The sequence below is a fragment of the Rhizobacter sp. LjRoot28 genome, assembly GCF_964253025.1.
Lineage (GTDB): Bacteria > Pseudomonadota > Gammaproteobacteria > Burkholderiales > Burkholderiaceae_C > Rhizobacter.
This window is the reverse complement of sequence record NZ_CAXUQC020000001.1, coordinates 1373465-1396981: the sequence shown is the minus strand read 5'-3', so window position 1 is coordinate 1396981 and position 23517 is coordinate 1373465. Positions and strand designations below refer to the sequence as shown.

At 67.0% G+C, this 23517-nt stretch carries 23 protein-coding genes and 2 riboswitches; of the genes, 7 read left to right on the top strand and 16 right to left on the bottom strand.

Going from position 1 to position 23517, the window contains the following annotated elements; all coding sequences use genetic code 11:
- Positions 1-27: 27 nt before the first annotated feature.
- The 4 genes from ACSQ2F_RS06630 to ACSQ2F_RS06615 form a co-directional block, all read right to left on the bottom strand.
- Positions 28-486, bottom strand: a complete 459-nt coding sequence (locus ACSQ2F_RS06630; protein WP_436021008.1) for an SRPBCC family protein — start codon at positions 484-486, stop codon at positions 28-30.
- Positions 381-818 carry an ArsR/SmtB family transcription factor gene (locus tag ACSQ2F_RS06625; protein WP_436021006.1) on the bottom strand — a complete coding sequence of 146 codons (438 nt, stop codon included), beginning with the start codon at positions 816-818 and terminating at the stop codon, positions 381-383. Before ACSQ2F_RS06625 ends, ACSQ2F_RS06630 begins: the two co-directional genes overlap by 106 nt.
- 251 nt (positions 819-1069) lie before the next feature.
- Positions 1070-1735: a YceH family protein gene (locus tag ACSQ2F_RS06620; protein WP_436021004.1), complete on the bottom strand. Its 666-nt coding sequence runs from the start codon at positions 1733-1735 to the stop codon at positions 1070-1072.
- 6 nt (positions 1736-1741) lie between these two features.
- Positions 1742-2524 (bottom strand): SDR family oxidoreductase, encoded by a 783-nt coding sequence (locus ACSQ2F_RS06615; protein WP_436021002.1) that lies wholly within the window; start codon positions 2522-2524, stop codon positions 1742-1744.
- Positions 2525-2686: 162 nt separating this feature from the next.
- Between ACSQ2F_RS06615 and ACSQ2F_RS06610 the strand changes: the two genes are divergently transcribed.
- Positions 2687-4372 (top strand): electron transfer flavoprotein-ubiquinone oxidoreductase, encoded by a 1686-nt coding sequence (locus ACSQ2F_RS06610; protein WP_436021000.1) that lies wholly within the window; start codon positions 2687-2689, stop codon positions 4370-4372.
- A 101-nt stretch (positions 4373-4473) separates the two neighbouring features.
- On the opposite strand, the gene ACSQ2F_RS06605 is transcribed toward ACSQ2F_RS06610, so the two are convergent.
- Entirely contained in the window at positions 4474-5940 is a 1467-nt protein-coding gene (locus tag ACSQ2F_RS06605) for a family 16 glycosylhydrolase (RefSeq protein ID WP_436020998.1), read from the bottom strand.
- 289 nt (positions 5941-6229) lie between these two features.
- Positions 6230-6340, top strand: a riboswitch (glycine riboswitch).
- A gap of 10 nt (positions 6341-6350) precedes the next feature.
- A riboswitch (glycine riboswitch) is annotated at positions 6351-6475 on the top strand.
- A gap of 46 nt (positions 6476-6521) precedes the next feature.
- On the opposite strand from ACSQ2F_RS06605, the gene gcvT reads away from it, so the two are divergent.
- The 6 genes from gcvT (at position 6522) to ACSQ2F_RS06575 (ending at position 13628) form a co-directional block, all read left to right on the top strand.
- Positions 6522-7640: a glycine cleavage system aminomethyltransferase GcvT gene (gcvT, locus tag ACSQ2F_RS06600; RefSeq protein ID WP_436020996.1), complete on the top strand. Its 1119-nt coding sequence runs from the start codon at positions 6522-6524 to the stop codon at positions 7638-7640.
- A 113-nt stretch (positions 7641-7753) separates the two neighbouring features.
- Positions 7754-8122: a glycine cleavage system protein GcvH gene (gene gcvH / locus ACSQ2F_RS06595; RefSeq protein ID WP_436020994.1), complete on the top strand. Its 369-nt coding sequence runs from the start codon at positions 7754-7756 to the stop codon at positions 8120-8122.
- Between the two features lie 53 nt (positions 8123-8175).
- On the top strand, positions 8176-11082 hold the full coding sequence (gene gcvP / locus ACSQ2F_RS06590; protein ID WP_436020992.1) for an aminomethyl-transferring glycine dehydrogenase: 2907 nt from the start codon (positions 8176-8178) through the stop codon (positions 11080-11082).
- Positions 11083-11142: 60 nt separating this feature from the next.
- A complete protein-coding gene (locus ACSQ2F_RS06585) occupies positions 11143-11961 on the top strand; it encodes an alpha/beta hydrolase (protein WP_436020990.1) in 819 nt (272 codons plus the stop codon).
- A gap of 115 nt (positions 11962-12076) precedes the next feature.
- A complete protein-coding gene (locus ACSQ2F_RS06580) occupies positions 12077-13171 on the top strand; it encodes an acyltransferase family protein (RefSeq protein ID WP_436020988.1) in 1095 nt (364 codons plus the stop codon).
- Between the two features lie 70 nt (positions 13172-13241).
- Entirely contained in the window at positions 13242-13628 is a 387-nt protein-coding gene (locus ACSQ2F_RS06575; RefSeq protein ID WP_436020986.1) for a tautomerase family protein, read from the top strand.
- Between the two features lie 109 nt (positions 13629-13737).
- Here ACSQ2F_RS06575 and ACSQ2F_RS06570 read toward each other — a convergent pair whose 3' ends face one another.
- The 11 genes from ACSQ2F_RS06570 to ACSQ2F_RS06520 all read right to left on the bottom strand — a co-directional run bounded on the left by ACSQ2F_RS06570 (position 13738) and on the right by ACSQ2F_RS06520 (position 23458).
- Positions 13738-13977 (bottom strand): hypothetical protein, encoded by a 240-nt coding sequence (locus ACSQ2F_RS06570; protein WP_436020984.1) that lies wholly within the window; start codon positions 13975-13977, stop codon positions 13738-13740.
- Positions 13974-15554 (bottom strand): GMC oxidoreductase, encoded by a 1581-nt coding sequence (locus ACSQ2F_RS06565; RefSeq protein WP_436020982.1) that lies wholly within the window; start codon positions 15552-15554, stop codon positions 13974-13976. Before ACSQ2F_RS06565 ends, ACSQ2F_RS06570 begins: the two co-directional genes overlap by 4 nt.
- Entirely contained in the window at positions 15551-15961 is a 411-nt protein-coding gene (locus ACSQ2F_RS06560; RefSeq protein ID WP_436020980.1) for a hypothetical protein, read from the bottom strand. Before ACSQ2F_RS06560 ends, ACSQ2F_RS06565 begins: the two co-directional genes overlap by 4 nt.
- Positions 15958-16392 carry a c-type cytochrome gene (locus tag ACSQ2F_RS06555; RefSeq protein WP_436020978.1) on the bottom strand — a complete coding sequence of 145 codons (435 nt, stop codon included), beginning with the start codon at positions 16390-16392 and terminating at the stop codon, positions 15958-15960. Before ACSQ2F_RS06555 ends, ACSQ2F_RS06560 begins: the two co-directional genes overlap by 4 nt.
- A gap of 524 nt (positions 16393-16916) precedes the next feature.
- On the bottom strand, positions 16917-17183 hold the full coding sequence (locus ACSQ2F_RS06550; RefSeq protein WP_436020976.1) for a hypothetical protein: 267 nt from the start codon (positions 17181-17183) through the stop codon (positions 16917-16919).
- A complete protein-coding gene (locus ACSQ2F_RS06545) occupies positions 17180-18535 on the bottom strand; it encodes a type IV secretion system protein (RefSeq protein ID WP_436020974.1) in 1356 nt (451 codons plus the stop codon). The genes ACSQ2F_RS06550 and ACSQ2F_RS06545 overlap by 4 nt, the downstream gene beginning before the upstream one ends.
- Complete coding sequence (locus ACSQ2F_RS06540) at positions 18532-19284, bottom strand: hypothetical protein (protein WP_436020972.1); 753 nt, start codon at positions 19282-19284, stop codon at positions 18532-18534. The genes ACSQ2F_RS06545 and ACSQ2F_RS06540 overlap by 4 nt, the downstream gene beginning before the upstream one ends.
- Positions 19285-19300: 16 nt before the next feature.
- Entirely contained in the window at positions 19301-21808 is a 2508-nt protein-coding gene (locus ACSQ2F_RS06535) for a VirB4 family type IV secretion system protein (protein WP_436020970.1), read from the bottom strand.
- Positions 21802-22107 carry a VirB3 family type IV secretion system protein gene (locus tag ACSQ2F_RS06530; protein WP_436020968.1) on the bottom strand — a complete coding sequence of 102 codons (306 nt, stop codon included), beginning with the start codon at positions 22105-22107 and terminating at the stop codon, positions 21802-21804. Before ACSQ2F_RS06530 ends, ACSQ2F_RS06535 begins: the two co-directional genes overlap by 7 nt.
- Positions 22104-22484: a TrbC/VirB2 family protein gene (locus ACSQ2F_RS06525; RefSeq protein ID WP_436020966.1), complete on the bottom strand. Its 381-nt coding sequence runs from the start codon at positions 22482-22484 to the stop codon at positions 22104-22106. The genes ACSQ2F_RS06530 and ACSQ2F_RS06525 overlap by 4 nt, the downstream gene beginning before the upstream one ends.
- Positions 22481-23458 (bottom strand): CpaF family protein, encoded by a 978-nt coding sequence (locus ACSQ2F_RS06520; RefSeq protein ID WP_436020964.1) that lies wholly within the window; start codon positions 23456-23458, stop codon positions 22481-22483. Before ACSQ2F_RS06520 ends, ACSQ2F_RS06525 begins: the two co-directional genes overlap by 4 nt.
- Between the last annotated feature and the right edge of the window lie 59 nt (positions 23459-23517).

Sequence of the window (23517 nt, the reverse complement as noted above, 5' to 3'; positions counted from 1 at the left end):
CCCGGAGTGTAGACAGCCTCGTGCCCTTCAGCCTTTCGCCGGCTCGAGGAAGTGCGCCAGTTTCACGAAGGTGGGCAGCCAGCCGCCCTCGTGACTGTCGCGCGCGGCCTGGTCGAAGAAGTTCTCGTGCAGGAAGGCGAGTTCGGTGCCGCCCGCAACGGGTGCCAGATCGATCACGACGCGCGAGACCCGGTCAGGCGTGCTCTTCCAGGCCCAGGTGAACGCCAGGTGGCGCTCGGGCTCCACGGCCTGGTACTCGCCGGAAACGTCGTGGCGTTCGCCGTCAGGCGTGGTGAAGGCAATGTGGTAGCGCCCACCCACGCGGAGGTCGATGTTGGCCAGCACGACCGAATCGGGCTCGCCCGGTCCGAACCATCGGGTCAGCGCCGTCGGGTTCGTCCACGCGCGCCAGACCTTGTCGGGGCTGACCGGGTAGTGGCGGCGGAGCTGGAGCCGGGGCGCTTCGGTGCGGGCGGGGTCGGGCATGGGGTGATTTCCTCCTGGTGGTAGAGGTAGCGGCCGAGGGCATCGAGCCGGTCATTCCAGAAGGCCTCGTAGCGGGACAACCAGCCCTGCGCACCCCGCATGGGCTCGGCCGTCAGTTCGCACCGGACCACGCGGCCCTCCTTCACACGGGAAATGAGGCCGGCGGCCTCCAGCACCGACAGGTGCTTCATGAACCCGGGCAGCGACATCGCATGGGGCTGCGCCAGTTCGCCGACGCTGCGGCTCCCGGATTCCAGCGTCTGCAGCACCTCCCGACGCGTCGGGTCAGCCAGTGCCGCGAAGACGAGATCCAGCTCGTTTCGTTCAACCATGGGGTTAAGTGTGTGGCGTGCCGCCGGCGCTGTCAACCCGGGGCCGCCGACACCGGGCTCAGCATGGCCAGGGTTCGCGGCTCGGTGGCAGCGTGAGCGCAACCGCCGGCCGCCACGCCGCAGCAGCCACGCCCCGCTGACGACCTGCAGCACCACCGCCGTGCCCATCACCCGGCCAACGTCGAGGGTCACCGACGCCGCACGCCATTCTCGTGCGGGCCAATGCGAGCCCAAGCAAGTGCCCCGGTCGCTCAGACGTTGCGGCTCACCCCGAGTTCGGTGTAAAGCCGTTGGACAAGCGCCTGCAGCGTCGCGATTTCACGTTGCATGGCGTCCTGCTGGGATTTCAGTGCCGCCAGTTCGCTCGCGGCCACGAACTCGGCCGACTCCGCTGCCAACGGCAATGCCGTCAGGTCGACGGCCCCGCCGAGGAGATGGGTCCAGCGCGACTCGCGTGCACCGGGCGCGCGAGGCAACCGGACGACCAGCGGGCCGCCCTTTTCCTCGCTGCGGTTGGCCAGTTCATCGAGGAACGCCTCGACCGATGACACATCGGCGAAGCGATGCAGGCGTTCGCTGTTGCTGCGCAACTCGGAACTGGTCTGCGGGCCGCGCAGCATCAGCACGGCCAGCAACGCCACGGAGGCCGACGGCAGCGCCAGCGCGCGGCCGAGGTTGTGCTCGTAGCGGGTGACGCGCGACCCGCTGGACTCGAACACCAGATGCAGCGCCTTCAGCGCATCGACGGCGGACTGCACCTCCGACTCGGCCGCGTTGATCACCGGCTCTCGGGCCGTCTTCTGGTTGCACCCGCCCACCAGGGCGTTCAGGGACAGCGGATAGCTGTCCGGCACGGTGTGCGCCTTTTCGATCAGCACCCCCAGCACGCGGGCTTCCAGCAAGGACAAGGCTCTCATCAACGATCAGATCGCAAAGCCATCGTCGGCCTGGATCACGGCGCCGTTGATGAAGTGGCTTTCGTTGGAGCACAGCAGCATGAGCACGGCGTCTAGGTCCTTCGGCTGACCGATGCGCTTGCGCGGCATCATGCTGATCAGCTTCTGCCCCTGCTCGGTCTGCCAGTGGTGGTGGTTGATCTCGGTGTCGATGTAGCCGGGGCAGATGGCGTTGACGTTGATGCCGAAGCGGCCCCACTCCAGCGCCATGGCCCGGGTCATGTGGACGACGGCCGCCTTGCTCATGGCGTACACGCCGATCTGGCTCAGGGGCTTCAGGCCTGCCATCGAGGCGATGTTGACGATGCGCCCGCCGGTGAAGGTGCCGGGCGCCGCGCCGCGCGCGCGGGCGAGCATGCGCTTGCCCACCTCCTGCGCCACGAAGAAGGCACCCTTGGTGTTGGTGTCCATCACGTAGTCGTAGTCCTCGGGGGACACGTCGGTGAGCTTCTGCGTGGTGCTCACGCCGGAGTTGTTGACCAGGATGTCGAGCGTGCCCATCTCCGTTTCGGCGTGGGCAACGGCCGCCTTGATGCTGTCGTGATCGGTGACGTCGAGCGCCACCACGTGGGCGTCACCACCGGCGGCCTCAATCTCGGCGCGCAGCGTCTTGAGGCGCTCCACCCGGCGGCCGGCCAGCACCACGGCGGCGCCCGCAGCGGCCAGCGTCTTGGCGAACTGCTCGCCCAGTCCGCTCGAAGCGCCGGTGACCAGCGCCACGCGCCCGGACAGGTCGATGCTGTAGCTCATGCAAATCTCCTCGTTCATTCGTTCGTCGTCGAGCGATGAAGATAGCACGGGCCCTCCGGGCGTGGCGTGCGCGCCGCATCATAGAACGACCGTTCGTTTTCGCCGCTTGCGCCAATTAGAATGCGCGTTGAACTGATTGAACGCCTGATTCAAGGAGACTGCATGACCCCCCAAGAAATTCTCGCCCAGTACGGTCCGCGCGAAGCCATGGAGTACGACGTCGTCGTCGTAGGCGGCGGCCCGGCAGGGTTGGCCACCGCCATCCGCCTCAAGCAGCTGGCGGCCAAGCAGGAGAAGGACATCTCCGTGGTCGTGCTGGAGAAGGGGTCCGAGCCGGGGGCCCACATCCTGAGCGGTGCCGTGATGGACCCGCAGGCCCTCACCGAGCTGATCCCCGACTGGAAAGCGCAAGGCGCCCCGCTCAACCAGCCGGTCACGGCCGACGAAGTGATGTGGCTCACCAAGACGGGCTCGTTGTCGTTCCCGAAGTGGCTCATCCCGAACAACTTCCACAACGAAGGCAACTACGCCATCAGCCTGGGCAACGTGGTGCGCTGGATGGCGCAGCAGGCCGAAGCCCTGGGCGTCGAGATCTTCCCCGGCTTCCCCGCTGCCGAAGTGCTGTACGACGAGCAGGGCCGGGTCAAGGGCGTCGCCACCGGCAACCTGGGCATCGGCAAGGATGGCCAGCCGAACGAGAACTTCCAGCTCGGCATGGAACTGCATGGCAAGTACACCGTGTTCGCCGAAGGCTCGCGCGGGCACCTGGGCAAGCAGCTCATCGGCAAGTTCAAGCTCGATGCCGGCCGCGACCCCCAGGCCTACGCCATCGGCGTGAAGGAACTCTGGGAGATTGACCCGGCCAAGCACCGCGCCGGTCTCGTCGTCCACACGGCCGGCTGGCCGATGGATGACAGCACCTACGGTGGCGGCTTCATGTACCACCTGGAGGACAACAAGGTCACGCTGGGCCTGGTCACCGGCCTCGACTACGCCAACCCGTGGATCAGCCCGTTCGAGGAAATGCAGCGCTGGAAGACCCATCCGGCGATCCTCAAATACCTCGAGGGCGGCAAACGCCTGAGTTACGGCGCGCGCGCCATCACGACCGGCGGCCTGCTGAGTCTGCCCAAGCCCGTCTTCCCGGGCGGCCTGCTGGTCGGCTGCGACGCCGGCTTCCTGAACGGCGCCCGCATCAAGGGCAGCCACGCGGCCATCAAGACCGGCATGCTCGCCGCGGACGCCCTCTTCGAGGCGGTCACCGCAGGGCGCCAGCATGACGAGCTGAGCGCCTACCCGGCCGCCTTCGAGAAGAGCTGGCTGCACGAGGAACTGCACGCCTCGCGCAACTTCAAGGGCTGGTTCAAGCTCGGCAACATGGTGGGCGGCCTGATGAACGGCATCGAGTACTGGCTGCTGCCGAAGCTCGGCATCAAGACGCCGCCGTGGACCAAGCGCCGCACGGTGCCCGACCACGCGATGTTGCGCCCGGCGTCGGAGTTCCCGCAGATCGTCTACCCGAAGCCCGACGGCAAGATCACCTTCGACCGCCTCAGCAGCGTCTTCGTGAGCAACACGAACCACGAGGAGCACCAGCCCGCCCACCTGACGCTGAAGGATGCGTCGGTGCCGGTCAACGTGAACCTCGCCAAGTACGCAGGGCCGGAGTCGCGCTACTGCCCGGCCGGTGTCTACGAGTTCGTCAAGAACGCCGACAACACCGACCGCCTGCAGATCAACGCGCAGAACTGCGTGCACTGCAAGACCTGCGACATCAAGGACCCCACCCAGAACATCGTCTGGGTGACGCCCGAAGGCGGCGGCGGCCCGAACTACTCGGGCATGTGACGCCGCAGCGGGCGAGTCCCGCTGTTCCATGAAAACGGCCCCCGCCGCTTGCGCGCCGGGGGCCGTTTGCTTTTCACGCGGTGCGTGCACCGCTGCGTCGATCAGTTCTTCTTGTAGGCCCGCACCCAGTCGATCTGCAGAGCCTGCGGGAAGGCCGTGTCATCGATGCCATGGCGGCCCGCCCAGGCGCCGCCGATGGCCAGGTTGAGCAGGATGTGCGCGGGGCCACCCAGCGTGAGATCGTCATACGTCCACGTCGATGCGCGGGTGTAGATCTTCTTGCCGTCGATGTACATCGTGACGGTGGTCGGCGTCCATTCGGCACCGATCACGTGGAAGTCATCCGCGAAGCTGTAGGGCGCCTTCCAGTAGGTCCACTGCAGGTTGTAGGCAGGGTCCGCATAGAAGACCTGCGAGTTCTTGCGATCGTTCGTCACCACGTTGGAGTGGATCATGTCGACCTTGTCCTCGACGCCGTTGTTCACGAACTCGAAGATGTCGATCTCGGGCGGCCAGCCGAGGCGCCCACTCTCCGACACGTCGGAGTTGAGCCAGAAGGCCGGCCACACGCCCACGCCACCCGGCATCTTCACCCGGGCCTCGAAGTAGCCGTAGCGGGTGGTCCAGTCCGATCGGATCATCCCGGACTCGTAGTTGATGCCGTTGGGGTCGTCGTTGCGCACCTTGCGGGCCACGAGGCTGAGCACGCCGTTGGCGACGCGGTGGTTGTCGTTGTCGCGATAACGCTGCTTCTCGTCGTGCATGCGGTCGTTCGTGCCGCTGTTGTAAATGAAGCGGGTGTGCCACTTCGTGCGGTCCAGCGTCGTGCCGTTGAACTCGTCGTTGAAAGCCAGCGAGTAGCCGGCAGGGACGAATGAGCCACTTGCGTTCGTCGAGGTGGTGGCATAGGTGGCCGCCGGCACCGGTTCGGTGACCGGGATGGCCGAGCGCATCTTCATCGACACGCTGTCGACGATGGTGCGGGTGCCGCTCGCGAGAATGCTGAGTTCCGCCCGCGTGTAGACCGGCGCCGTGAACTGGAATTCGTAGTCCTTGTACGTGTTGCCGGTGACGACGACCTTGCTGGTACGGAAGGCCTCGTTGTACGGCGGAATCTGGAACTTCAGCGCGACGGTCGCGCTGCCGGTCGTCCTCTCATTGCGTGCGCGGACTTTCACCGTGTACGACACACCGGGCTTGATCGCCACGCCGGGTGCGAAGTTCTGCAGCGCACGCCATCCGACGTTGAGTGCCTTGCCGCCAGGCCGCAAGGCACTGTTGACCAGGACGGCGTCTCCGACGGTCCAGCCGTTCAGGCCGTCACTGAAGAGGTTGTTGACGACGACCTCGTCGGGAAGGACGGTGTAGCTTGTCCGAGCGGCGTGATCGTCCTGTGCGACGTCAACCGTGGGCGCGGTTTCGGCAACGCCGACAACCGGGGCCGGGGCGGCGTCTGCCGTGGGTGACGTCGTCGTGTCGGCGCCACCGCCGCCACAACCGGCAGCCAGCATGGCGATCCACAGGACGGAAAACAGGGGCGCCCGTGCGGGCATCTTGAGCGTGTTCATCAGTACATCCGATTCGTAAGTGGAGCCAGGACCGCCTGCGCTGCAGCAGCAGGACGGCCTCTGTCATTCGTTTCGTCATCGCGTACTGCGCCAACACCCGTTTTCCGTAAGCGAGTGCGACAGGAGGCAACGTTCCCGGCTTGCGTGACGGATGCCGCGGGTGGCGCCCTCAAGTTCGGAACTGCGCGGCCGTTCCAGGATCCGGAGGTGACCGCGCTGCCGGGGCGGGCGGGCAACGACTCCGACGGCACGGCGTCGCACCGCGAAACCCGGCGGCGAACGGGTACACTCGCGGCTGTCAGGAGAGAGCCCCTCACGGGGCCGCCGAAGGCGAGTGGCGAGGGACTGCGGCATTGACCGCGCCACGAGAACGCTCAGGCAAAAGGACTGGCAAGCGCACCGGAAACGGTGCGTTCCTCACTGGAGAGAGGCTGGTGACCCTTCAACGGGTGGGCCGGCCCACCGAAGGGGCAAGCGGCAGGTGTCGGCACGAACCCCCGCCAATCTCTCAGGTAAAGCGGACAGCGAGGGCATCCCCACCGATCATGGTGGCCGAACGATTGCCCTTGCCGGAGAACCGCATGTCCCAGCCCGCCCCCCTGTCCCGGACCCCGCTCCACGCACTCCACGTCGAACTGGGCGCCAAGATGGTTCCCTTCGCTGGCTACGAGATGCCGGTGAACTACCCCGGCGGCATCATCGCGGAGCACAAGCACTGCCGGGAAGCCGCAGCGCTCTTCGACGTCTCCCACATGGGCCAGGTGCGACTGACCGGCGACGACGCGGCACGGGCGCTGGAAACGCTGGTGCCCGTCGACGTGGTGGACCTCCCCGTCAACAAGCAGCGCTACGCGTTCTTCACCAATGCGAGCGGCGGCATCCTCGACGACCTGATGATCACCCGTCGTGCGAACGACCTGCTGCTGATCGTCAACGCGGGCTGCAAGGCGGCGGACATCGCCCACCTCCAAACGCAGATCGGGCACCGCTGCGGCGTGCATCCCATGCCCGAGCAGGCACTCCTCGCCCTGCAGGGACCGAAGGCGGTCGAGGCGCTCGAGCACCTCGATCCGAAGGCCGGGTCGCTGACCTTCATGACCGGCGGGACGCTTTCGCTTGCCGGCATCGAGTGCTTCGTCACCCGCTCGGGCTACACGGGTGAGGACGGCTTCGAGATTTCCGTGCCGGCCGATCGTGCCGAGCACCTCGCCCGGACGCTGCTTGCGATGCCACAGGTGCGCCCGGTCGGGCTGGGCGCACGCGACACGCTGCGCCTCGAAGCGGGGCTGTGCCTCTACGGCCACGACATCAACGAGGCGACGACGCCCGTCGAGGCCGGCCTGACCTGGGCCATCCAGAAGGTGCGCCGGGCAGGTGGCGCGCGCCACGGCGGCTATCCCGGCGCATCGGTGATCGATTCCCAACTGGCGAGCGGCACGACGAACAAGCGCGTGGGCCTCGTCGGCCTGGAGCGCCTGCCGGTGCGCGAGGGCGCGCTGCTCGTCGACACCACCGGCCACAAGCTCGGCCACGTGACGAGCGGCACCCTGGCACCGTCGGTCAATCAGCCGATCGCCATGGCCTATCTGGCCAGCAACCACGCCCTGCCCCACCACGAGGTGTTCGCCGAGGTTCGGGGCAAGCGCCAGCCCATGCGCGTGGCGCCGATGCCCTTCGTCCCGCACCGCTACAAGCGTTGAGCGAACGCCGCGGCGCGCCTCCGGCGGCGCAGCGCGTTCACCATCCCTTTCCTTCCGTTCTTCCCTTTCACGAACGCCCACTCCGCCGCGATGGGCCACACAGGAGCTGACCGATGACCACCCTCTTCACGTCCGAACACGAGTGGATCACCACCGACACCCCCGCCACCGTCGGGATCACCGTGCATGCCCAGGATGCCCTGGGTGACGTGGTGTTCGTCGACCTGCCCGCCGTGGGCGCCACCTTCAACAAGGGCGAAGTCGCCGGCGTCGTCGAATCCGTCAAGGCGGCGGCCGACCTGTACATGCCGGTCACGGGCGAGGTCGTCGAAGTGAACGAAGCCCTGCGTGCCGACCCGTCGCTCGCGAACACCGACCCGCTGGGTGCAGGCTGGTTCTTCAAGATGCGCGTGGCCGACGCCGGCGAACTGACCGGCCTGCTCGACGCCACCGCGTACGACGCACTCGTCAAGAACAGCTGACCCGCCTTCCCCCGCTGCACCCGCCCCTCCGCCCGTTCCTGGATCTGCCCGCCATGCTGAAGTCCCCTGCCCCCTCACTCGCCGCGCTCGAGAACGCTGCGGAATTCGTCGCCCGCCACATCGGCATCGAAGAGGCCGAAGAACGGCAGATGCTTTCGGTCATCGGGCCGCAGTCCCGACGCGCGCTGATCGACGCGATCGTGCCGCGGGCCATCGCCAGGCCGACGCCGATGGAACTCCCGCCCCCGCTCACCGAGGCCCGGGCGCTGGCGGAACTCAAGCGCATCGCCTCTCGCAACCAGGTGCTGCGCAGCTGCATCGGGCAGGGTTACCACGGCACCATCACGCCGGGGGTCATCCTTCGCAACGTGCTCGAGAACCCGGCCTGGTACACCGCCTACACGCCGTACCAGGCGGAGATCTCGCAGGGTCGCATGGAAGCGCTGGTGAACTTCCAGACCATGGTGTGCGACTTGACCGGCCTGGCCATCGCCGGCTCGTCCATGCTGGACGAAGCGACCGCCGCAGCCGAGGCCATGACGCTCGCGATGCGGGTCGGCAAGAGCAAGAGCACGACCTTCTTCGTGGCCGACGACGTGCTGCCGCAAACGCTGGAGGTGGTCCGCACGCGCGCCCAGCCACTGGGCATCACGGTCGTCACCGGGCCGGCCGACGGGGCCGGTGCAGCGGGCGCGTTCGCCGCCCTGTTCCAGTATCCCGGCGTGGATGGCCGGGTGCGCGACCTCGGGCCGCTCATCGAGGCCGTGCACGCCTCGAGCGGGCTGGCCATCGTGGCGGCGGACCTCCTCGCGCTCACGCTGCTCAAGGCGCCCGGCGAGATGGGTGCTGACATTGCGGTCGGCAACACGCAGCGCTTTGGCATGCCCATGGGCAACGGCGGCCCGCACGCCGCCTACATGGCGACCCGGGACGAATTCAAGCGCTCCATGCCCGGCCGTCTGGTCGGCGTGAGCGTCGACGCGCACGGCAACCCGGCCTACCGGCTGGCGTTGCAGACGCGTGAACAGCACATCCGCCGCGAGAAGGCCACCTCGAACATCTGCACGGCGCAGGTGCTGCCCGCCGTCGTGGCCAGCATGTACGCCGTCTATCACGGCCCGCTGGGCCTGCAACGCATCGCCCGTCGCGTCGCCCGCTATACCGGCATCCTGGCCGCCGGCCTGCGCAGCCTGGGCGCCACGCTGACGCACGAGCATGCCTTCGACACCGTCGTGCTGCGCACCGGTGGCGAGACCCATGCCCTGATGGCTGCCGCCCGCGCCGCGGGCTACAACCTGCGCCGTGCGGCCGTGGACGCCGTCGGCATCTCGCTCGACGAAACCACCTCGCGCGACGACATCACGGCACTGTGGGGCCTCTTCGCCAAGGGCAAGCCGGCGCCGGGGTTCGAGAGCGTGGCCGACGGCGCGGAAACGCTGTTGCCGGCAGCACTCGCGCGCACGAGCGAGTTCCTCACGCATCCCGTGTTCAACACCCATCACTCCGAGACCGAGATGCTGCGCTACATCCGTAGCCTGTCCGACAAGGACCTGGCGCTCGACCGCAGCATGATTCCGCTAGGCTCATGCACGATGAAGCTGAACGCCACCAGCGAGATGATTCCCATCACCTGGCCCGAGTTCGCCAACCTGCATCCGTTCGCACCGGCCGACCAGCTCGCAGGCTACGCCGAACTTGACCAGCAACTGCGCGACTGGCTGTGCCAGGCCACCGGCTACGCGGGCATCAGCCTGCAGCCCAACGCCGGCTCGCAAGGCGAATATGCCGGCCTGCTGGTCATCAAGGCGTTCCATGAGTCGCGTGGCGAGGGCCACCGCAACATCTGCCTGATCCCCGAGTCCGCGCACGGCACCAACCCGGCCAGCGCCCAGATGACCGGCATGCAGGTGGTCGTGACCCGATGCGATGCCGATGGCAACGTCGACATGGTGGACCTGAAGGCCAAGTGCGAGCAGCACAGCGCCAAGCTCGCATGCGTGATGATCACCTATCCCTCGACCTACGGCGTCTTCGAGACCCGCGTCAAGGAACTGTGCGCGCTGGTCCACCAGCACGGCGGCCGGGTGTATGTCGACGGCGCCAACATGAACGCGCTGGTGGGCGTGGCCGCTCCGGGCGAGTTCGGCGGCGACGTGAGCCACCTCAACCTGCACAAGACCTTCTGCATCCCCCACGGCGGTGGCGGTCCTGGCGTGGGACCCGTCTGCGTCGTCGAGGACCTGGTGCCGTTCTTGCCGGCCCACCGCTCCGCCGGCCTCGGCATCGACACGCCGCGCGTGGGCGCCGTCTCCGCCGCTCCGCTCGGCAACGCCGCCGTGCTGCCCATCAGCTGGATGTACGTCCGCATGATGGGCGCCGACGGCCTCAAGGCGGCCACCGAAACCGCCATCCTGAGCGCGAACTACGTGGCCGCCCGGCTGGCCGATCACTACGACATCCACTTCAGCGGCAACATCGACGGCGTCAAGGGCGGCGGTGTCGCACACGAGTGCATCCTCGACCTGCGACCGCTCAAGGACACCTCCGGCATCTCGGCCGAGGACGTCGCCAAGCGCCTCATCGACTACGGTTTTCATGCCCCCACGCTGAGCTTCCCGGTGGCGGGCACGCTGATGGTCGAACCGACCGAGAGCGAACCGCTGAAGGAGCTGGACCGGTTCTGCGATGCCATGATCGCCATCCGCGGCGAGATCGCTCGCGTGGAAGAGGGCCAATGGCCGCGGGAGGACAACCCGCTGAAGGCAGCGCCCCACACCACCGAAGCGCTGCTCAAGGCCGATTGGCCGCACCCCTACTCGCGCGAGGAGGCGGCCTATCCCGTGCGCAGCCTGCGCCAGCAGAAGTACTGGGCCCCGGTCGGGCGGGTGGACAACGTGTACGGCGATCGCAATCTCTTCTGCAGCTGCGTTCCCGTCACGGCGGACGATACGCAGGACTGACCGGTGCGGCCCGATGGGCGCAGCCTTTTCTTGCGGCTCGCCGCGCTCCTGGGCGCGGCCATGCTGAGCGGGTGCGTCCAGGGCTTGTTCTTCCACCCCGACAACCGGGCCTACGGGACTCCGGCGGCCCTCGGGCTGAGCGGTGCAACCGATGTCTACTTCAAGACCGAGGACCGCTCGACCCTGCATGGGTGGTGGCTTCCCGCAGACCCGGCCCGTGGCTCCGCCCGGTGCACCGTCCTGCATGTCCATGGCAATGCCGCCAACGTCAGCAACCACCTCCCGCTGGTGGCGTGGCTGCCATCGCACGGCGTGAACGTGATGATGTTTGACTACCGGGGATTCGGCCTCTCGGGCGGCAAACCCAGCCTGGACGGGGTCGTGGCCGACACGGAGGCCGCATTGGATGCGGTGCTCCGCCAACCTGGTGCGACGCCGGGGCGCGTGGTGGTGCTGGGCCAGAGCCTGGGCGGTGCATCGGCCCTGCGTGCAGTGGCACGCAGCCGCCCGGGCCAGGTGCAAGGCCTGATCGTCGATGCCGCCTTTGCCAGCTATCGCGACGTGGCGCATGACGTGGCGCAGCAGATTAAGGTCCTCGCCGTCTTCGCGCCCATGCTCAAGCGAACCCTGCCCGGACCGGAGAAAGATCCCGAGGTGGCCGTCGCGTCGCTTGGGGTGCCCCTGTGGGTGCTCCACGGCGACGCGGACGAGGTCATCCCGATCGCTCATGGCAAGCGAATCTTCGACGCCGCACCGGCTTCCCGGCGACACTGGGCGCCTCTCCCCGGAGCGGGTCACCTCGAAGCGCTGATGCGGGCGGACGGTCGAGCCGTGGTCCAGGACGCGCTCGAGCAGCTCTGCCCCGCTTCAACGCCGTAGCGCTTCGTTACCACGAGACGTCGTCCAGGGACGGGAGTATGGTTTATTCGGCGCGAAGCTTGCTTCCGATGCGCCGCAGCTGGAATCAGCGTCATCCGTCAGGAATTTTTTGCTCATGAGCCAGCCCCAACGAATCGAGTTCCTGGACGCCCTGCGCGGCTGGGCGATCACCATGGTGATCGCCAACCACGCAGGAAGCATCAGCGAACTCACCGGCCCCTTGAGGCGAGTGACCGAGTTCGGCGCCTATGGCGTTCAGCTGTTCTTTGTCATCAGCGCCTACACCATCTTCCTGACCTACCGGAATTCCTTGGGTCGGGACGCCACCCCTACGCGCAATTTCTTCATCCGGCGCTTGATCCGCATCGTCCCGGTGTATTGGGCGGGCATCGTCCTCTATACGCTTGTTTTCGGCCTGGGCTCGCGTGGCTGGGTGGCAGGACCCGAGCCATGGCATTACCCGTGGCACCTGCTGCTCCTGAACATCTGGCACCCACTCACCCAGAGCAGCGTCGTACCGGGCGGCTGGTCCATCAGCGTGGAGGTGATGTTCTACCTGACGGTTCCGCTGTGGGTGAAGCTCATCGAAACCCGTCGAGCCGCCGCGGTGTTCGCGGCCGCCTCCATGCTGCTCGGCGTCGTGGGCTTCCTGCTCGTGTCAGGTTGGTCGCACCCCGAGGTCAGCGAGAAGTCCATGCACCTCTACCACCACCGCCTGCCGTTCAACCAGCTGGCCTGCTTTGCGATGGGCATCTGGCTGTACTTCGCAGTGCGCGACGGCTTGGCTGAGCGGCTGCGCTCGACCAAGGCGAACGCGGGCGCGTGGATGCTCGGCATTGCGCTCTTCCTGCTGGCGTGGAAATGGCCGCTGCCGGGGCCCACGGGGCAGCATCTGTACGCCGCCAGCTTCGCTGTCATCGGCCTGGCATTGGCGGCGCTGCCGCTGCGGGCGATCGGCAACAGCGCCAGCCTGTTCATGGGGCGGATCAGCTATTCGGCCTACCTGCTGCACTTCCTCGCGCTCGAGCAGTTGAGCCACCTGGTGCCGGCCGGCACGCCCTACCGATTCGCCTTCATTGTCGTGGGCGGCTTCGCGGCCACCATTCCGCTCGCCTGGCTGTCGTACCAATGGATCGAACAGCCGATGACCCGGCTCGGCAAGCACTGGATCGGCCGGCGGCAGGGTCTGGCCGCACCCGCATCGGCCTGACCTGCACCCGGTTGCCTGGCGCGCGCCCAAGCGTCAAGGCGGTCGACCCGATCCTGGCAAAGGAAGCACCATGCCCCTGGCAAGAATCGAAGTGCGTCGTGCGCGTTCGCCCGAGGAGGTGCAAGCCATCATCGAAGCGGTGTACCAGGCTCAGCTCGAAGCCTTGCGCCTGCCGACCGGCGACCGCTTGATCCGCTACGTCGCGCACGCCCCCGAGCACTTCGCGGTTCCCCCCGGCAAGAGCGCGAACTTCACGCTGGTGGAGTACCAGCTGTTTCCGGGTCGCTCCGTGGACGCCAAGCGCCGGCTTTACGAGGGCATCATCCAACGCCTCGGAGCCCTTGGCATCGCACCGACCGACATTCTTGTCGTCATTCAGGAGCCGTCGCTGGACAACTGGGGAATCGGCGGCCGGCCGGCGTCGGAACTGGATCTGGGATTCGACCTGAACGTGTGAGCGCCAGACCCTGGCGAGTGCCGAGTGGGACGGACCAGGGTCGGTCAGGCATGACGACGGCGTCGCATGAGCGCAGGCTTCGCCGCGGGCCTCTGCACCCGCCCGCCCATCAGGCCACCGGCTCGACCGAAGGCCGTTCAATCACACCGGTGAAGGCTGACCACAGTCCGAGCGCGACAAGCAAGGCGATGCCGACGCCGGACCACACGAAGACGGTCAGCGCGATGCCGGCCACCCAGAGCCCGAGCATCAGGCCCGCAGCCAGCCACCGCCGCCCGAGCAGCGCCACGCTCCAGGGCAGGATGAATGCGATGGGCGGCAACAGGAGCCAGACGATCCACTTGTTCATGCGGCCTCCCGCGATGGGTTTTGCTTGAGGTGCTCCGCCAAGCGGATGGCGAAGGCGATCACCATCATCGTGGGTCCAGAGTAACCCGAAGTCGGGAAGATCGCGCTGCCGGCCACGTACAGGTTGGCCATGCCGAACACCTTGGTGTTCACGTCCACGACACCGTCACGCTCGGAAGCGGCCATCCGGGCGGTCCCGATGTGGTGGTAGTGCCCCTTGGCATGGGCGCGAACGAACTCGGGCGTGAGCGGCGGGGCCTCGAAGCGCCCGGCCTGCAGACGGGTGAGTTCGCGGATGGTGACCTCCTGCCCCTTCGCGAAGGTGCGGCAATCCAGGTCCGACAACGACCAGTTGAGGATCACCTTGCGCACGCCAAGTTCGTCGCGCTCGTTGCTCAACGTGATCCGCGAATCGGGATTGGGGCTTTGCTCGATGCGATGGTCCAGCAGGAACGCGATCGGCTTCGGGCGCAGCAACCCCGCACGAGAGGCGACGAGGCGGGCGCTTTCCGTGGGCTGGCGCAGCACGGTGCTCACTGCGTCCAGCGTGTGCAGGTCGGCCGGCGCCCAGAAGCCTCCTTTCAGCGCGGACAGTGCCTTGGCCGACTCCTCGTAACCGTAGAGCGGGCGGAAGCGGCAGTAGTACTGCAGCATGCCCTCGCGGCGCATGGCCTTCTCGCTGAAGCTGAGGTTGGCGTTGAGGTGCAACCGGCCGAGGGTGTCGGCATCGTAGAAGCGAGGGAATGCCGGGCTCGGAAAGAGCAGCCCCGACTCGACGTACGGATGCTCCATGAAATTCCGGCCGAGTTGTCCGGACTTGTTGCCCAGGCCGCCGGGCACCACCTCGTCGGCCGCCAACATCAGGCGAGCGTTCTCGACGGCGTGTGCGGCGAGCACATAACGCTTTGCATTGACACGGAAAGGCGGACGGCCCAGCGCGCGCACGGACAGGCCATCGATGCGATTGCCTTGCGGATTCACGATCAGCTGCGTGACGTTGGCATTCAGGTACACATCGACATTCGTCTGCTTTGCCAACGTGTCCGCATACAGCTCCTGGAACCGGCGGCGAACGCTGATCTGGAACACTTTGCTCACGAAGTCTTCCGACTGAGACTCGAGAAGGTCCTGGGCGCTGAAGCCATGACGAGTCGCCTGCAACTGCGGATCGAAGCCTTCGCGCGTCAGGCCGAGCTGCTTGGCAGCCAGGGTGACGTAGGGCGCGATCTGGTCGTAGCCGATGGGCCACGACGGCACGCCGAGGTCCGGGCGACCCGCATAGTCGATGGGGTCGTTCTCCCGGCAGTAGCCGCCCCAGTGATTGGTCGTGCCGCCGAAGAACCTGAGCCGGCACGACGTCATGTCGTAGTAGGGGATGCCGGTCTGCTCTGCCTTGTAGAGGTCTTGCGTCGCACCTTCGATCTCGCGAGAGCCGCTCTCGAGCATGACGATCTTCAATCCGCTGTCGGCCAGGTTGGCCGCGAGCGTGATGCCGGCAGCACCGGCACCGACGATGCAGAGGTCGGCTTCGATGGGCCCGGTCACAGAGCCGCTTCGGGCGTCGATGAACTGCGTCATGCGGCGTCACCTCCGGTGGCCAGCATGAGGGCGAGTTCGGTGTGCGAGAAGCCGAGGCCGCCGATCACCTCCAACCGATTCGCGGCGAGGTCATCCTCGACGCAGGCCGGAACGGTTTCGCGCGCGGTTTGCCACGCATCGCCCACGACGGCATGAAGCCGTTCGTGGACCGACTGCATGATCTCCCGCTGGCGGACGGCCGGCAGGGCCACTGCCAGCTTGCGGCGCACCTGCGGTGTCAGCTCGAGGCCCAACGCGTCGGACAAGGTGGTCAGGTAGGCAAGGGAGGGGTTCGGCGGCGTTGTGGACGAAAGGGCCGGCGCGGCCTGAACGACGGGGGCAAAGAGTGCAGCGCACATCAGGCGTCGCTGCACACTGGTCTTGCGCGAGGGGGACGACGGCTTCAACGCTGCTCCTTGAGATAGTTGACAACGGCCCGAGCGTCTTCTTCAGCCATGCCGGACAGGCTCATGTTGGTGCCGGGGACCAGCTGTTCCGGCGCGACGAGGAAGCGAACCAAGGTTTTCTCGTCCCAGACAAGACCGCTCGCGCGCATGGCAGCGGAGTATTCGAACCCCGGCACGGACCCGGCAGGTCGGCCGATGACGCCCCCAAGCCGTGGACCGATCTTGTCGGCGTTTCGAAGGTCGTGGCAGGCCACGCAGGAAAGCACCACCCGGGCGCCGTCCGCACTGCGCATCTCGTCCGCGTGATGCGCACTGACGGTTGCTTCGGTCGGTCGATTGACGGCCGCCGTGACGCCAAGGAAGGCGAACAGCCAGAGGCAACTGCCCACCGCCAGGCGGACCCTCCCCGTCTTTGCTTTTGTCGTTCTCATGCATCCTCCAGATGCGCCGCTCCGACTGGACTCGCGGATGACGGCGCGGCCGGGCGAGCAAGAGTCGGACCACTCAGCCAACGCCCCTGCCGCTTGGCTCACCGGGCTGAGGAGTGAACATGGACGCCGACCGTCAGCGACGGTTGGCCGCAGGTGTTCGGGCAGTGAGGTAGCCAGGGCACCAGGCAACTTTGCCCTTTGGTTCGCCGGTTGAGCTGCAGCAATCAGGAATTTTCTGCTGTCGACTTTCCCGGTTCGCCCTTGGAGGCGAACGGCCACGTCGGCAAGGTTTGCGCCCCGGGCACGGTTGGCAAGCAAGGGGCGACCCGGTTGCCCGGCAAAGGGTTGGCAACGACGCCGTCCGAGGAAGCTCAGCCCTTGCGCGGCCTCCCGTACTGCGGGTACACGCCACGGCGCGAGCTCCTCCCTCTCCGGGGTGGAGATCGTTCATCTTCGAGAAGAGGGACCCCAGCCCGATAAGGCGTCGCCGGGATGGACCAGCGCCGCGAGGTGGAAGTCGCGGATCAGCCGCCGAGCGACGCCAACAGCGCCAACCCGAGCAGCAGCAGAACGGGCCCCGACAGCGGGGCGGGGCGGGCGAGCAGTTCCGCCACGACGTCCGCGACCGGATGGGTGCGTCGCAAGGCCGCAAGCTCGAGTTCGACGCGCTGCAGGCCCTGCCCCAGTCGCTCAGCATCGAGCCGCCCTCCAGCGTGCAACGCGAGCAGCCGCCGAGTACCGAGGTACAACTGCACGACCCGAAGGGCCGGCCAGCTCACGTGCCTGCTCATGCTCCGGCCACCGGCCGATTCACGGGCCGCGTGCCCGGCGGCGGACGGAACGGCTTGTGCACCGGCTTGGCCGCATGGCTTGTCGGAGACGCCGGGAATGCGGCCTGGCTTGAAGCGCCTCCCCCACGCCCTTTGTCGCCGTCGCGCTTGCCAGCACCGCGGCTCACTGCACTGACGCCGGCGTTCAGGCCCTTCCCGACGGTCTTGCCGAGGAGCCCGGCCACTCCCGTGGCCGGTGCCGGGCTTCGCGCAGCATTGGCTGGGCCACTGGCCGCCGCCGGCCCGTTCCCTGGGCGCGTGAAGCCCTGGAACGTACCCTTGCCGAACTCATACCCGGCGCGAGCGGTGGCAACGGCGCCGCTTCCGACGGCCGCCACGCCCTGGCCAGTGGCCGCCGCCGTAGCGTTCCAGCGATCGAGACCGATGGCCGCACTGCCCACCAAACCGCTGGCGAGGCTGGGTACCCGGGTGAACAGGAAACCGACCAAGGCGGCCATCAGCAAGAGCACGCAGCAGGTGACGAACGACATGGCATCCGTGGCGCCCAGGGACTTGGCCACCAGGACGACCTTATCGATGACCTGAACACTGAGCGAAGCGACGGCCGACGCCATGACGCCCTGCATGGCCCCGCCGATGAGGAAGGTGAGCCAGGCGTTGAAGAGGAAGGTGCTGGGCTGCCACATGGCCCACGGAATCATGACCGGGGCAAAGAGAATGGCCAGCGCTGTCTGGACCTTCGCCATCATCATGACCCCTGCGGCAATGGCACCGGCCACGAGCAGCAGCAGGGCCGCTGCCAGGCGAAACAGGAAGCCGATGGTCTGGTGCGCGATCGCGCTCAAGGTGTTGATCCAGTCGCTGCCGGTCACCTTGGGCACCGCGCTCACCACGTCGAAACTGGCGGCGGCCAGCCGGTCGATGATGTCCATCTCCGTTGGCGCCCCGCCGGGCAGGAGCAGCGTCTCGGCGAAGATGCCCGCCAGCGACTCGACCGACGCCTTCACGATCGGCCCGAGGTGATCGACCGACCACAGGGTGAGACCGAAGATCACCACCGGCTGGATGAACTCGGGCAGCAGCTGAGCGAAGCCCTTGCCCAGGATCCAGGACTTCAGCAGTCCCCACACCAGCAGCACACCGAACAAGGTGACCGCCGTGCGCCGGCCCACGGCAACCAGACCGTCGTTGCCTGCGGCGAAGGCGTCGATCGCTCCGCTCACCTGCTCGAACAGCTCGCGCAGCTGCAGAACGGACTCTGTAGGGCCCGTGGCCGCATGCGCTGACGCCTGCAGCCCCGCGAGCAGGAGGAGGGCCAGTGGCAGCGTTGCTCCAGCATGACGACGGCTCATGGCTTCCTTGCGGTGTTCCATGCCTCGACCGCGGCTCGGTCGGCCTCGCGCGCCGCCGAGACCACCGTGCGGAAGGCGTCCTCCTGAGCCTTCACTCGGGCCTTGTCTTCCGCCTCCTGAAGCTCCTTCTCGGCTGCCGCGCGGCCGAACGCCGTAGAGAGCTGCCGCACCACCTCGGCACTTTGCTGGATGAGGCGGTTCATCTGGACGTTCATGAGCTGCATGGCCTCGTGCGTGCCGGCCGTGCCCGCGATGCGCGCCCCTTGCTCGCGGGCAAAGGCGTAGTCCTCATCGATGCGCTTCATGGCGTGCACCTCGGCATTGATGCGGGCCACCGCCGACTCTTCCTTGCGCGCAACCCGGTTCATTTCCCAGGCCACGTATTCCTTCCAGGTCATCTTCATCAGCTTGGCCGTGTCGAGCCGAGCCTCGATGCCCTTCTTGACCTTGTCGATGGAGCCGATCAAGTCCCGGTTGGCGGCCAGTGTCTTCTCGAGCTTGTGGAGGTCCTCGATCCCGGTGACGTCGCCGAGGATGCCTGCGACCTGCGACGGGTTCATGGAACGCAGCTGCTCGCGCATCGACTGAAGTTGCTGCTGCTGCAGCTTGATCTGCTGGTAGGCCGAAGCGACTTCCTGCGCTGCATGCCGCGCGGCCGTGAGGTTCTGGATCAGGTTGGCCACGTCGATCACCGGCATGGCGTGCGCCGCCGGCGCGTGGGCCATGCACACCCAAACCGCTGCGGCCAATGCCGCCCTTCTTGCATCAACCATGAATCACCTCTTGCATGTACCGCGCCAACCAGTTGTCGTCCCCCCGCGCCAGTTCGCGGTGGAAAATCGCCTTGGCCCGGGCGTCGGAGCGGGTCAGGGAGAGGATTTCGGGCGGGAGCTGCACGTCGACGAGCCGCCGACGCGTGTCCTGCACGACGTAGTAGTCGCGCTTCTGCCTGGCATTGCGAATGACCTCGATCTCGTGGTCCTGCAGGCCGAGCATGTCGCGGTAGACGTCCCGGCTATCGAACGCCTGCAGGTTCGGCAGGAAGATGCGCGTCTTGATGTTGTCGTTGAGCGTCGCGCTGATGGGACTGTCACGGACGTCCTTGAGCGACTGCGTGGCAATGCCGACGCAGGCATTGCGCTTGCGCATGGTCTTGATCCAGTCCTCGAACATGTGGCGGAACGCTTCGTTCTGGAGCAGGTACCACGCCTCCTCCAGGTAGATGAGCGTCGGGCGCGTGGCATCGTCGACCTTCTCCTCCACCACCTCGAACAGGTAGGCGAGCATGGCGGGGGCGAGGCTGGTGTCCGCCAGCAGCCCGCCGACCTCGATGCCGGTGATGTCCGAGAGCGCGAAGCTGTCCTCGGGGTTGTCGAAGAAGCTGCCGTAGCGCTCGGACGCGCGCGTCCAGGCGTGCAGTCGCGAAGCAAGGGCCTTGTCCTGGCCGGCGATCAGCATGTAGAGCTTGGACAAGGTGTGCGCCCCACCCTGCCCGGCCGCCAGCTGGATCGCCTTGTCGAGCACCTGCACGTTCTCGGGCGTCAAGGGGCGGTCGTCGAAGGCGCGCAGTGCGAGTTCGACCCACCGGCGGAACTTCGGGACGGTCGCCGCATCGGCCATCCAGCGCGCGGGATTCATGGCCGCCTCCACCTGGCCGTCCTGCAGGCTGATGTACTCGCCGCCGAGCGCCTTGAGCGTGATGTAGTTCGAGAAGCCCTTGTCCACGACGATGACCCGGCAGGGCTCGTAGCGCTGCCAATGGCTGATGAGGAAGTTCATCAGGGTCGTCTTGCCTGCACCGGCCGGACCGATCACCATGAAATGCCCGACGTCCCCCACATGCAGCGAAAAGCGCTCCGGCACGTCGGTGCGGGTAGGCAGCAGGACGAGCGCCTCGCTCGGCACGCCACGCTGCTCGGTGAGGTGCGGGTTGTCGGGCAGCCCGCTGTTGAGCGTGCGCACGATGGTCAGGTCGGACATGTTGCGCGTGCTCACGAGCGTCGTCCGAAGCACGGCGTCGGCCGCGCCCGGCAAGGTCAGGGCAAAGGCCGAGAGCGCGTTCACGTTCTCCTTGACGAGGCCGTAGCCGGCGTTGTTCAGGATGGCATGGATGTGCTGGCAGCTGGCCGCGTTGTCCTCCCGGCTGCCGGCGATGACCTGCACCGCCATGGCGTGGTAGCCGTAGCCGACTGCCTCCTTGGTGAGTTCGATGAGCGCGGTCTGGGCGTCGTCGGCCAGCGCGGCCATGCCATGGTTCACCCGCTCCGACGTGATGCCGGTCAGCTTCTCGACCGCCTGGACGAGGGGACCCTTGACGTTCGACCGGTAGTGCTGCTCCTGGTCCTGGATGAGCTTCTTGGCGCGTTCGGTGTCGACGAAGCGGAACATGCTCGCCAGCGTGAAATCGCTGGCCACGCCCAGCAGCTGCTCGATCGGCCGGTTGTCGGCCTCCCCCGGATACGCCTTGACGCTGTGCATCGTGACGAAGCGGTTGCCGGCAGGGGATTCGAAGCGAATGACGCCCCCCGCTTCCCGGTACAGGGTGTCGGTCGGCAGCAGCGTGTTGAGAAAGTAGAGCCCGTCCGGAGGCACATGGACCTCGGCACGGGGTGAAGCGATGTTCGCCCGGTTCGCCAGCTCGGCACGCAGTTCGTGACGAACCAGCCGCTTGAGTTCAAGGCGTGCGGACAACGTGCTGTGAAACTGCGTGAGCTGCGCCTCGAACGCCTCGATGGCGGCCGTGAGACGTCCCTCCATGCGTTCGATCTGGGTCTTGCGCGAAAGCCGCTGGCGGGCAATGCCCGCCAGCGCCTGCGGGAACGACTGCCGACGGGAGACCACCCGGTCGCTCACTTCGTCGAAGAAGCCGGCCGATCCGCCGAAGGGCTGATAGGCGATGCACACCACGTGGCGGACGACGCCCAGCTGGCCGCTGTCGATGCGGCTTCGCCAGGTGTCGTCGATGTAGCGCGCCACCGGGTTCGGGATGGCGCTTGCGCCGACGTACTGCTTGCGGCGCTTGTCCATGAAGGTCCAGACGGTGTTGTGGTCGTCGAAGGCGCGCCAGGCGATGTCGACCGAGTCGAGACAGGCGGATCGCTCCAGCTCGTTCGAACTTTCAAGGTCGCAACCACAGTACTCGAACGCGGCCAGCAGGCTGCCGTCGAGGTTGAGGACGAGTCCGGGCGTGACGTCCTTGAACCAGGGCAGCAGCTCGGCATAGCTGCGCGTCTTCTGGTTGTAGGCCGAAATGAGGTGACGCAGGTTCAGCAAAAGAGCCCCCTGCCGAAGCCCTCGGGACGGAGCTGCATGACGGGTTGCCGAACCCAGGGGTCGTACAGATCGGCCTGCTTGAGGTATTTGAGGAATGCCTTCAGGAGCACGGCATCCTTGCGATAGACCCAGCGAAGGAAGAAGTACATCGGTGGCGTGGCCAGCGCGATGGGAAGGCTGCGCAGGTTCAGCGCGAGCACGCCCATGACGACGAGCAGGCCGAAGGCTTCGGATCCGACGCCCGCCACCAGGCGAGGCCGGTTCAGGCTCATGTGGAAGGTGGAGGGTGCGCGCGTCATGAAGCGATGCAGCTCGCGGCCACGCCCGTGTAGGAAGCCAGCGCCGACCCGGCCCCCAGGACGATGCCCAGCCCCAGTCCTACGTACAGCATGGTGCTCCACATCTTGCCGCTGCCCAGCCAGTGCCCCACCACCGAGAAGATGAGGACGATGCCGGCGATCATGGGCGCGAGCTTGGTGCGGCTGTACGCGAAGAAACCGCACAGCACATCGTCGACGAGCGGGAATCCGTTGAACACGGACGCGGCATGGGCATCGACCGGCAAACAGAGCACGGCGGCGACGAGCAGACCGATCGCGAGTGGCGCATGGCGGGACAGGCTTCGCGTCGGCGCCATGGGTGCGACGTGCCGGCTTGGAATGGCAAAGCGGTTCATTGGATCTCCTGGTTGGGAATGGTTTCGAAGTGGTACGTCTGGGAGGAAGGATCAAACGCCCTGACCTGCAGCACTTCCCCAAGCTGGCGCACCCAGCGATCGCCAGTGCGGCGCCGCTCCATGTGCACGACGAGATTGAAGGTCTGTGCGATGCGTGTCTTGATGGCCACGAGCGGCATCGCGGGACGGCCCTCGAGGACGAGGTTCTCGAGACGGGCGATGCCCTCGCGTGCCGAGTTGGCGTGCACGGTGCCCATGGACCCCGGGTGCCCGGTGTTGGCGGCATCCATGAAGTCGAAGGCCTCGCCCCCGCGCACCTCACCGACCAGGATGCGGTCGGGTCGGCTGCGCAGCGCGGACTTCAGCAGCCGGTGCACCGGATAGCCCTGTTCGTCGTCGGCCTCGAGGCGGACCACGTTGCGATGCGGCACCACCAGCTCCGGAATGGTCTCGATGAGCAGCAGGCGCTCGTCGCGGTCGATCTCGCGGATCAGGGCGTTGAGAAAGGTGGTCTTGCCAGTGCTCGTGCCGCCAGCGACGAGCACGGTCTGATGGGTCTGCACTGCGTTGCGCAGAAAGGCGGCCTGCCGCTCGGAGACCTGGCCCGCAGCGACGTAGTCGGCCAGGCCGAGCACGTGGGTGTTGTGGCGCCGGATGGAGACGTACGGCCCGTCGACCGCCACCGGCGCGAGCTGGGCCTCGATGCGAAAGCCGGGCAGCCGTGCGGAGACGATTGCCAGCTTGCTGCCTTCGTGGAGGTCGACCTCGCGTCGGGAAATGTTGGCCAGGTTGACGATCATGCCCACGACCTGGTTCTCGCTGAGGCGGAGGTCCGTGAGTTGCGGAGGGTGCCCGAGCCGTTCGACCCAGACGTCGTCACCGTTGATGGAGATCTCGATGACGCGGTCGTCCTGCATGAGGGGACGCAGCGGTTCGACGGACATCAGTGCGAACGAGAGGCCGGGGTGTTCCATGGATTGATTCTGGGACGGCCGTCGCCTCGGACCGCCCCTGGAACACAGCGCAAACCTGC

Coding starts and splice junctions, on each gene's coding strand:
- ACSQ2F_RS06530 (WP_436020968.1), bottom strand. CDS start 22,107: ATGACGCGCGCACCCTCCACCTTCCACATGAGCCTGAACCGGCCTCGC.
- ACSQ2F_RS06575 (WP_436020986.1), top strand. CDS start 13,242: ATGCCCCTGGCAAGAATCGAAGTGCGTCGTGCGCGTTCGCCCGAGGAG.
- ACSQ2F_RS06610 (WP_436021000.1), top strand. CDS start 2,687: ATGACCCCCCAAGAAATTCTCGCCCAGTACGGTCCGCGCGAAGCCATG.
- ACSQ2F_RS06570 (WP_436020984.1), bottom strand. CDS start 13,977: ATGAACAAGTGGATCGTCTGGCTCCTGTTGCCGCCCATCGCATTCATC.
- ACSQ2F_RS06620 (WP_436021004.1), bottom strand. CDS start 1,735: ATGAGAGCCTTGTCCTTGCTGGAAGCCCGCGTGCTGGGGGTGCTGATC.
- ACSQ2F_RS06615 (WP_436021002.1), bottom strand. CDS start 2,524: ATGAGCTACAGCATCGACCTGTCCGGGCGCGTGGCGCTGGTCACCGGC.
- ACSQ2F_RS06565 (WP_436020982.1), bottom strand. CDS start 15,554: ATGACGCAGTTCATCGACGCCCGAAGCGGCTCTGTGACCGGGCCCATC.
- ACSQ2F_RS06625 (WP_436021006.1), bottom strand. CDS start 818: ATGGTTGAACGAAACGAGCTGGATCTCGTCTTCGCGGCACTGGCTGAC.
- ACSQ2F_RS06555 (WP_436020978.1), bottom strand. CDS start 16,392: ATGAGAACGACAAAAGCAAAGACGGGGAGGGTCCGCCTGGCGGTGGGC.
- gcvH (WP_436020994.1), top strand. CDS start 7,754: ATGACCACCCTCTTCACGTCCGAACACGAGTGGATCACCACCGACACC.
- ACSQ2F_RS06545 (WP_436020974.1), bottom strand. CDS start 18,535: ATGAGCCGTCGTCATGCTGGAGCAACGCTGCCACTGGCCCTCCTCCTG.
- ACSQ2F_RS06520 (WP_436020964.1), bottom strand. CDS start 23,458: ATGGAACACCCCGGCCTCTCGTTCGCACTGATGTCCGTCGAACCGCTG.
- ACSQ2F_RS06585 (WP_436020990.1), top strand. CDS start 11,143: ATGCTGAGCGGGTGCGTCCAGGGCTTGTTCTTCCACCCCGACAACCGG.
- ACSQ2F_RS06605 (WP_436020998.1), bottom strand. CDS start 5,940: ATGAACACGCTCAAGATGCCCGCACGGGCGCCCCTGTTTTCCGTCCTG.
- ACSQ2F_RS06630 (WP_436021008.1), bottom strand. CDS start 486: ATGCCCGACCCCGCCCGCACCGAAGCGCCCCGGCTCCAGCTCCGCCGC.
- gcvP (WP_436020992.1), top strand. CDS start 8,176: ATGCTGAAGTCCCCTGCCCCCTCACTCGCCGCGCTCGAGAACGCTGCG.
- ACSQ2F_RS06580 (WP_436020988.1), top strand. CDS start 12,077: ATGAGCCAGCCCCAACGAATCGAGTTCCTGGACGCCCTGCGCGGCTGG.
- ACSQ2F_RS06550 (WP_436020976.1), bottom strand. CDS start 17,183: ATGAGCAGGCACGTGAGCTGGCCGGCCCTTCGGGTCGTGCAGTTGTAC.
- gcvT (WP_436020996.1), top strand. CDS start 6,522: ATGTCCCAGCCCGCCCCCCTGTCCCGGACCCCGCTCCACGCACTCCAC.
- ACSQ2F_RS06525 (WP_436020966.1), bottom strand. CDS start 22,484: ATGAACCGCTTTGCCATTCCAAGCCGGCACGTCGCACCCATGGCGCCG.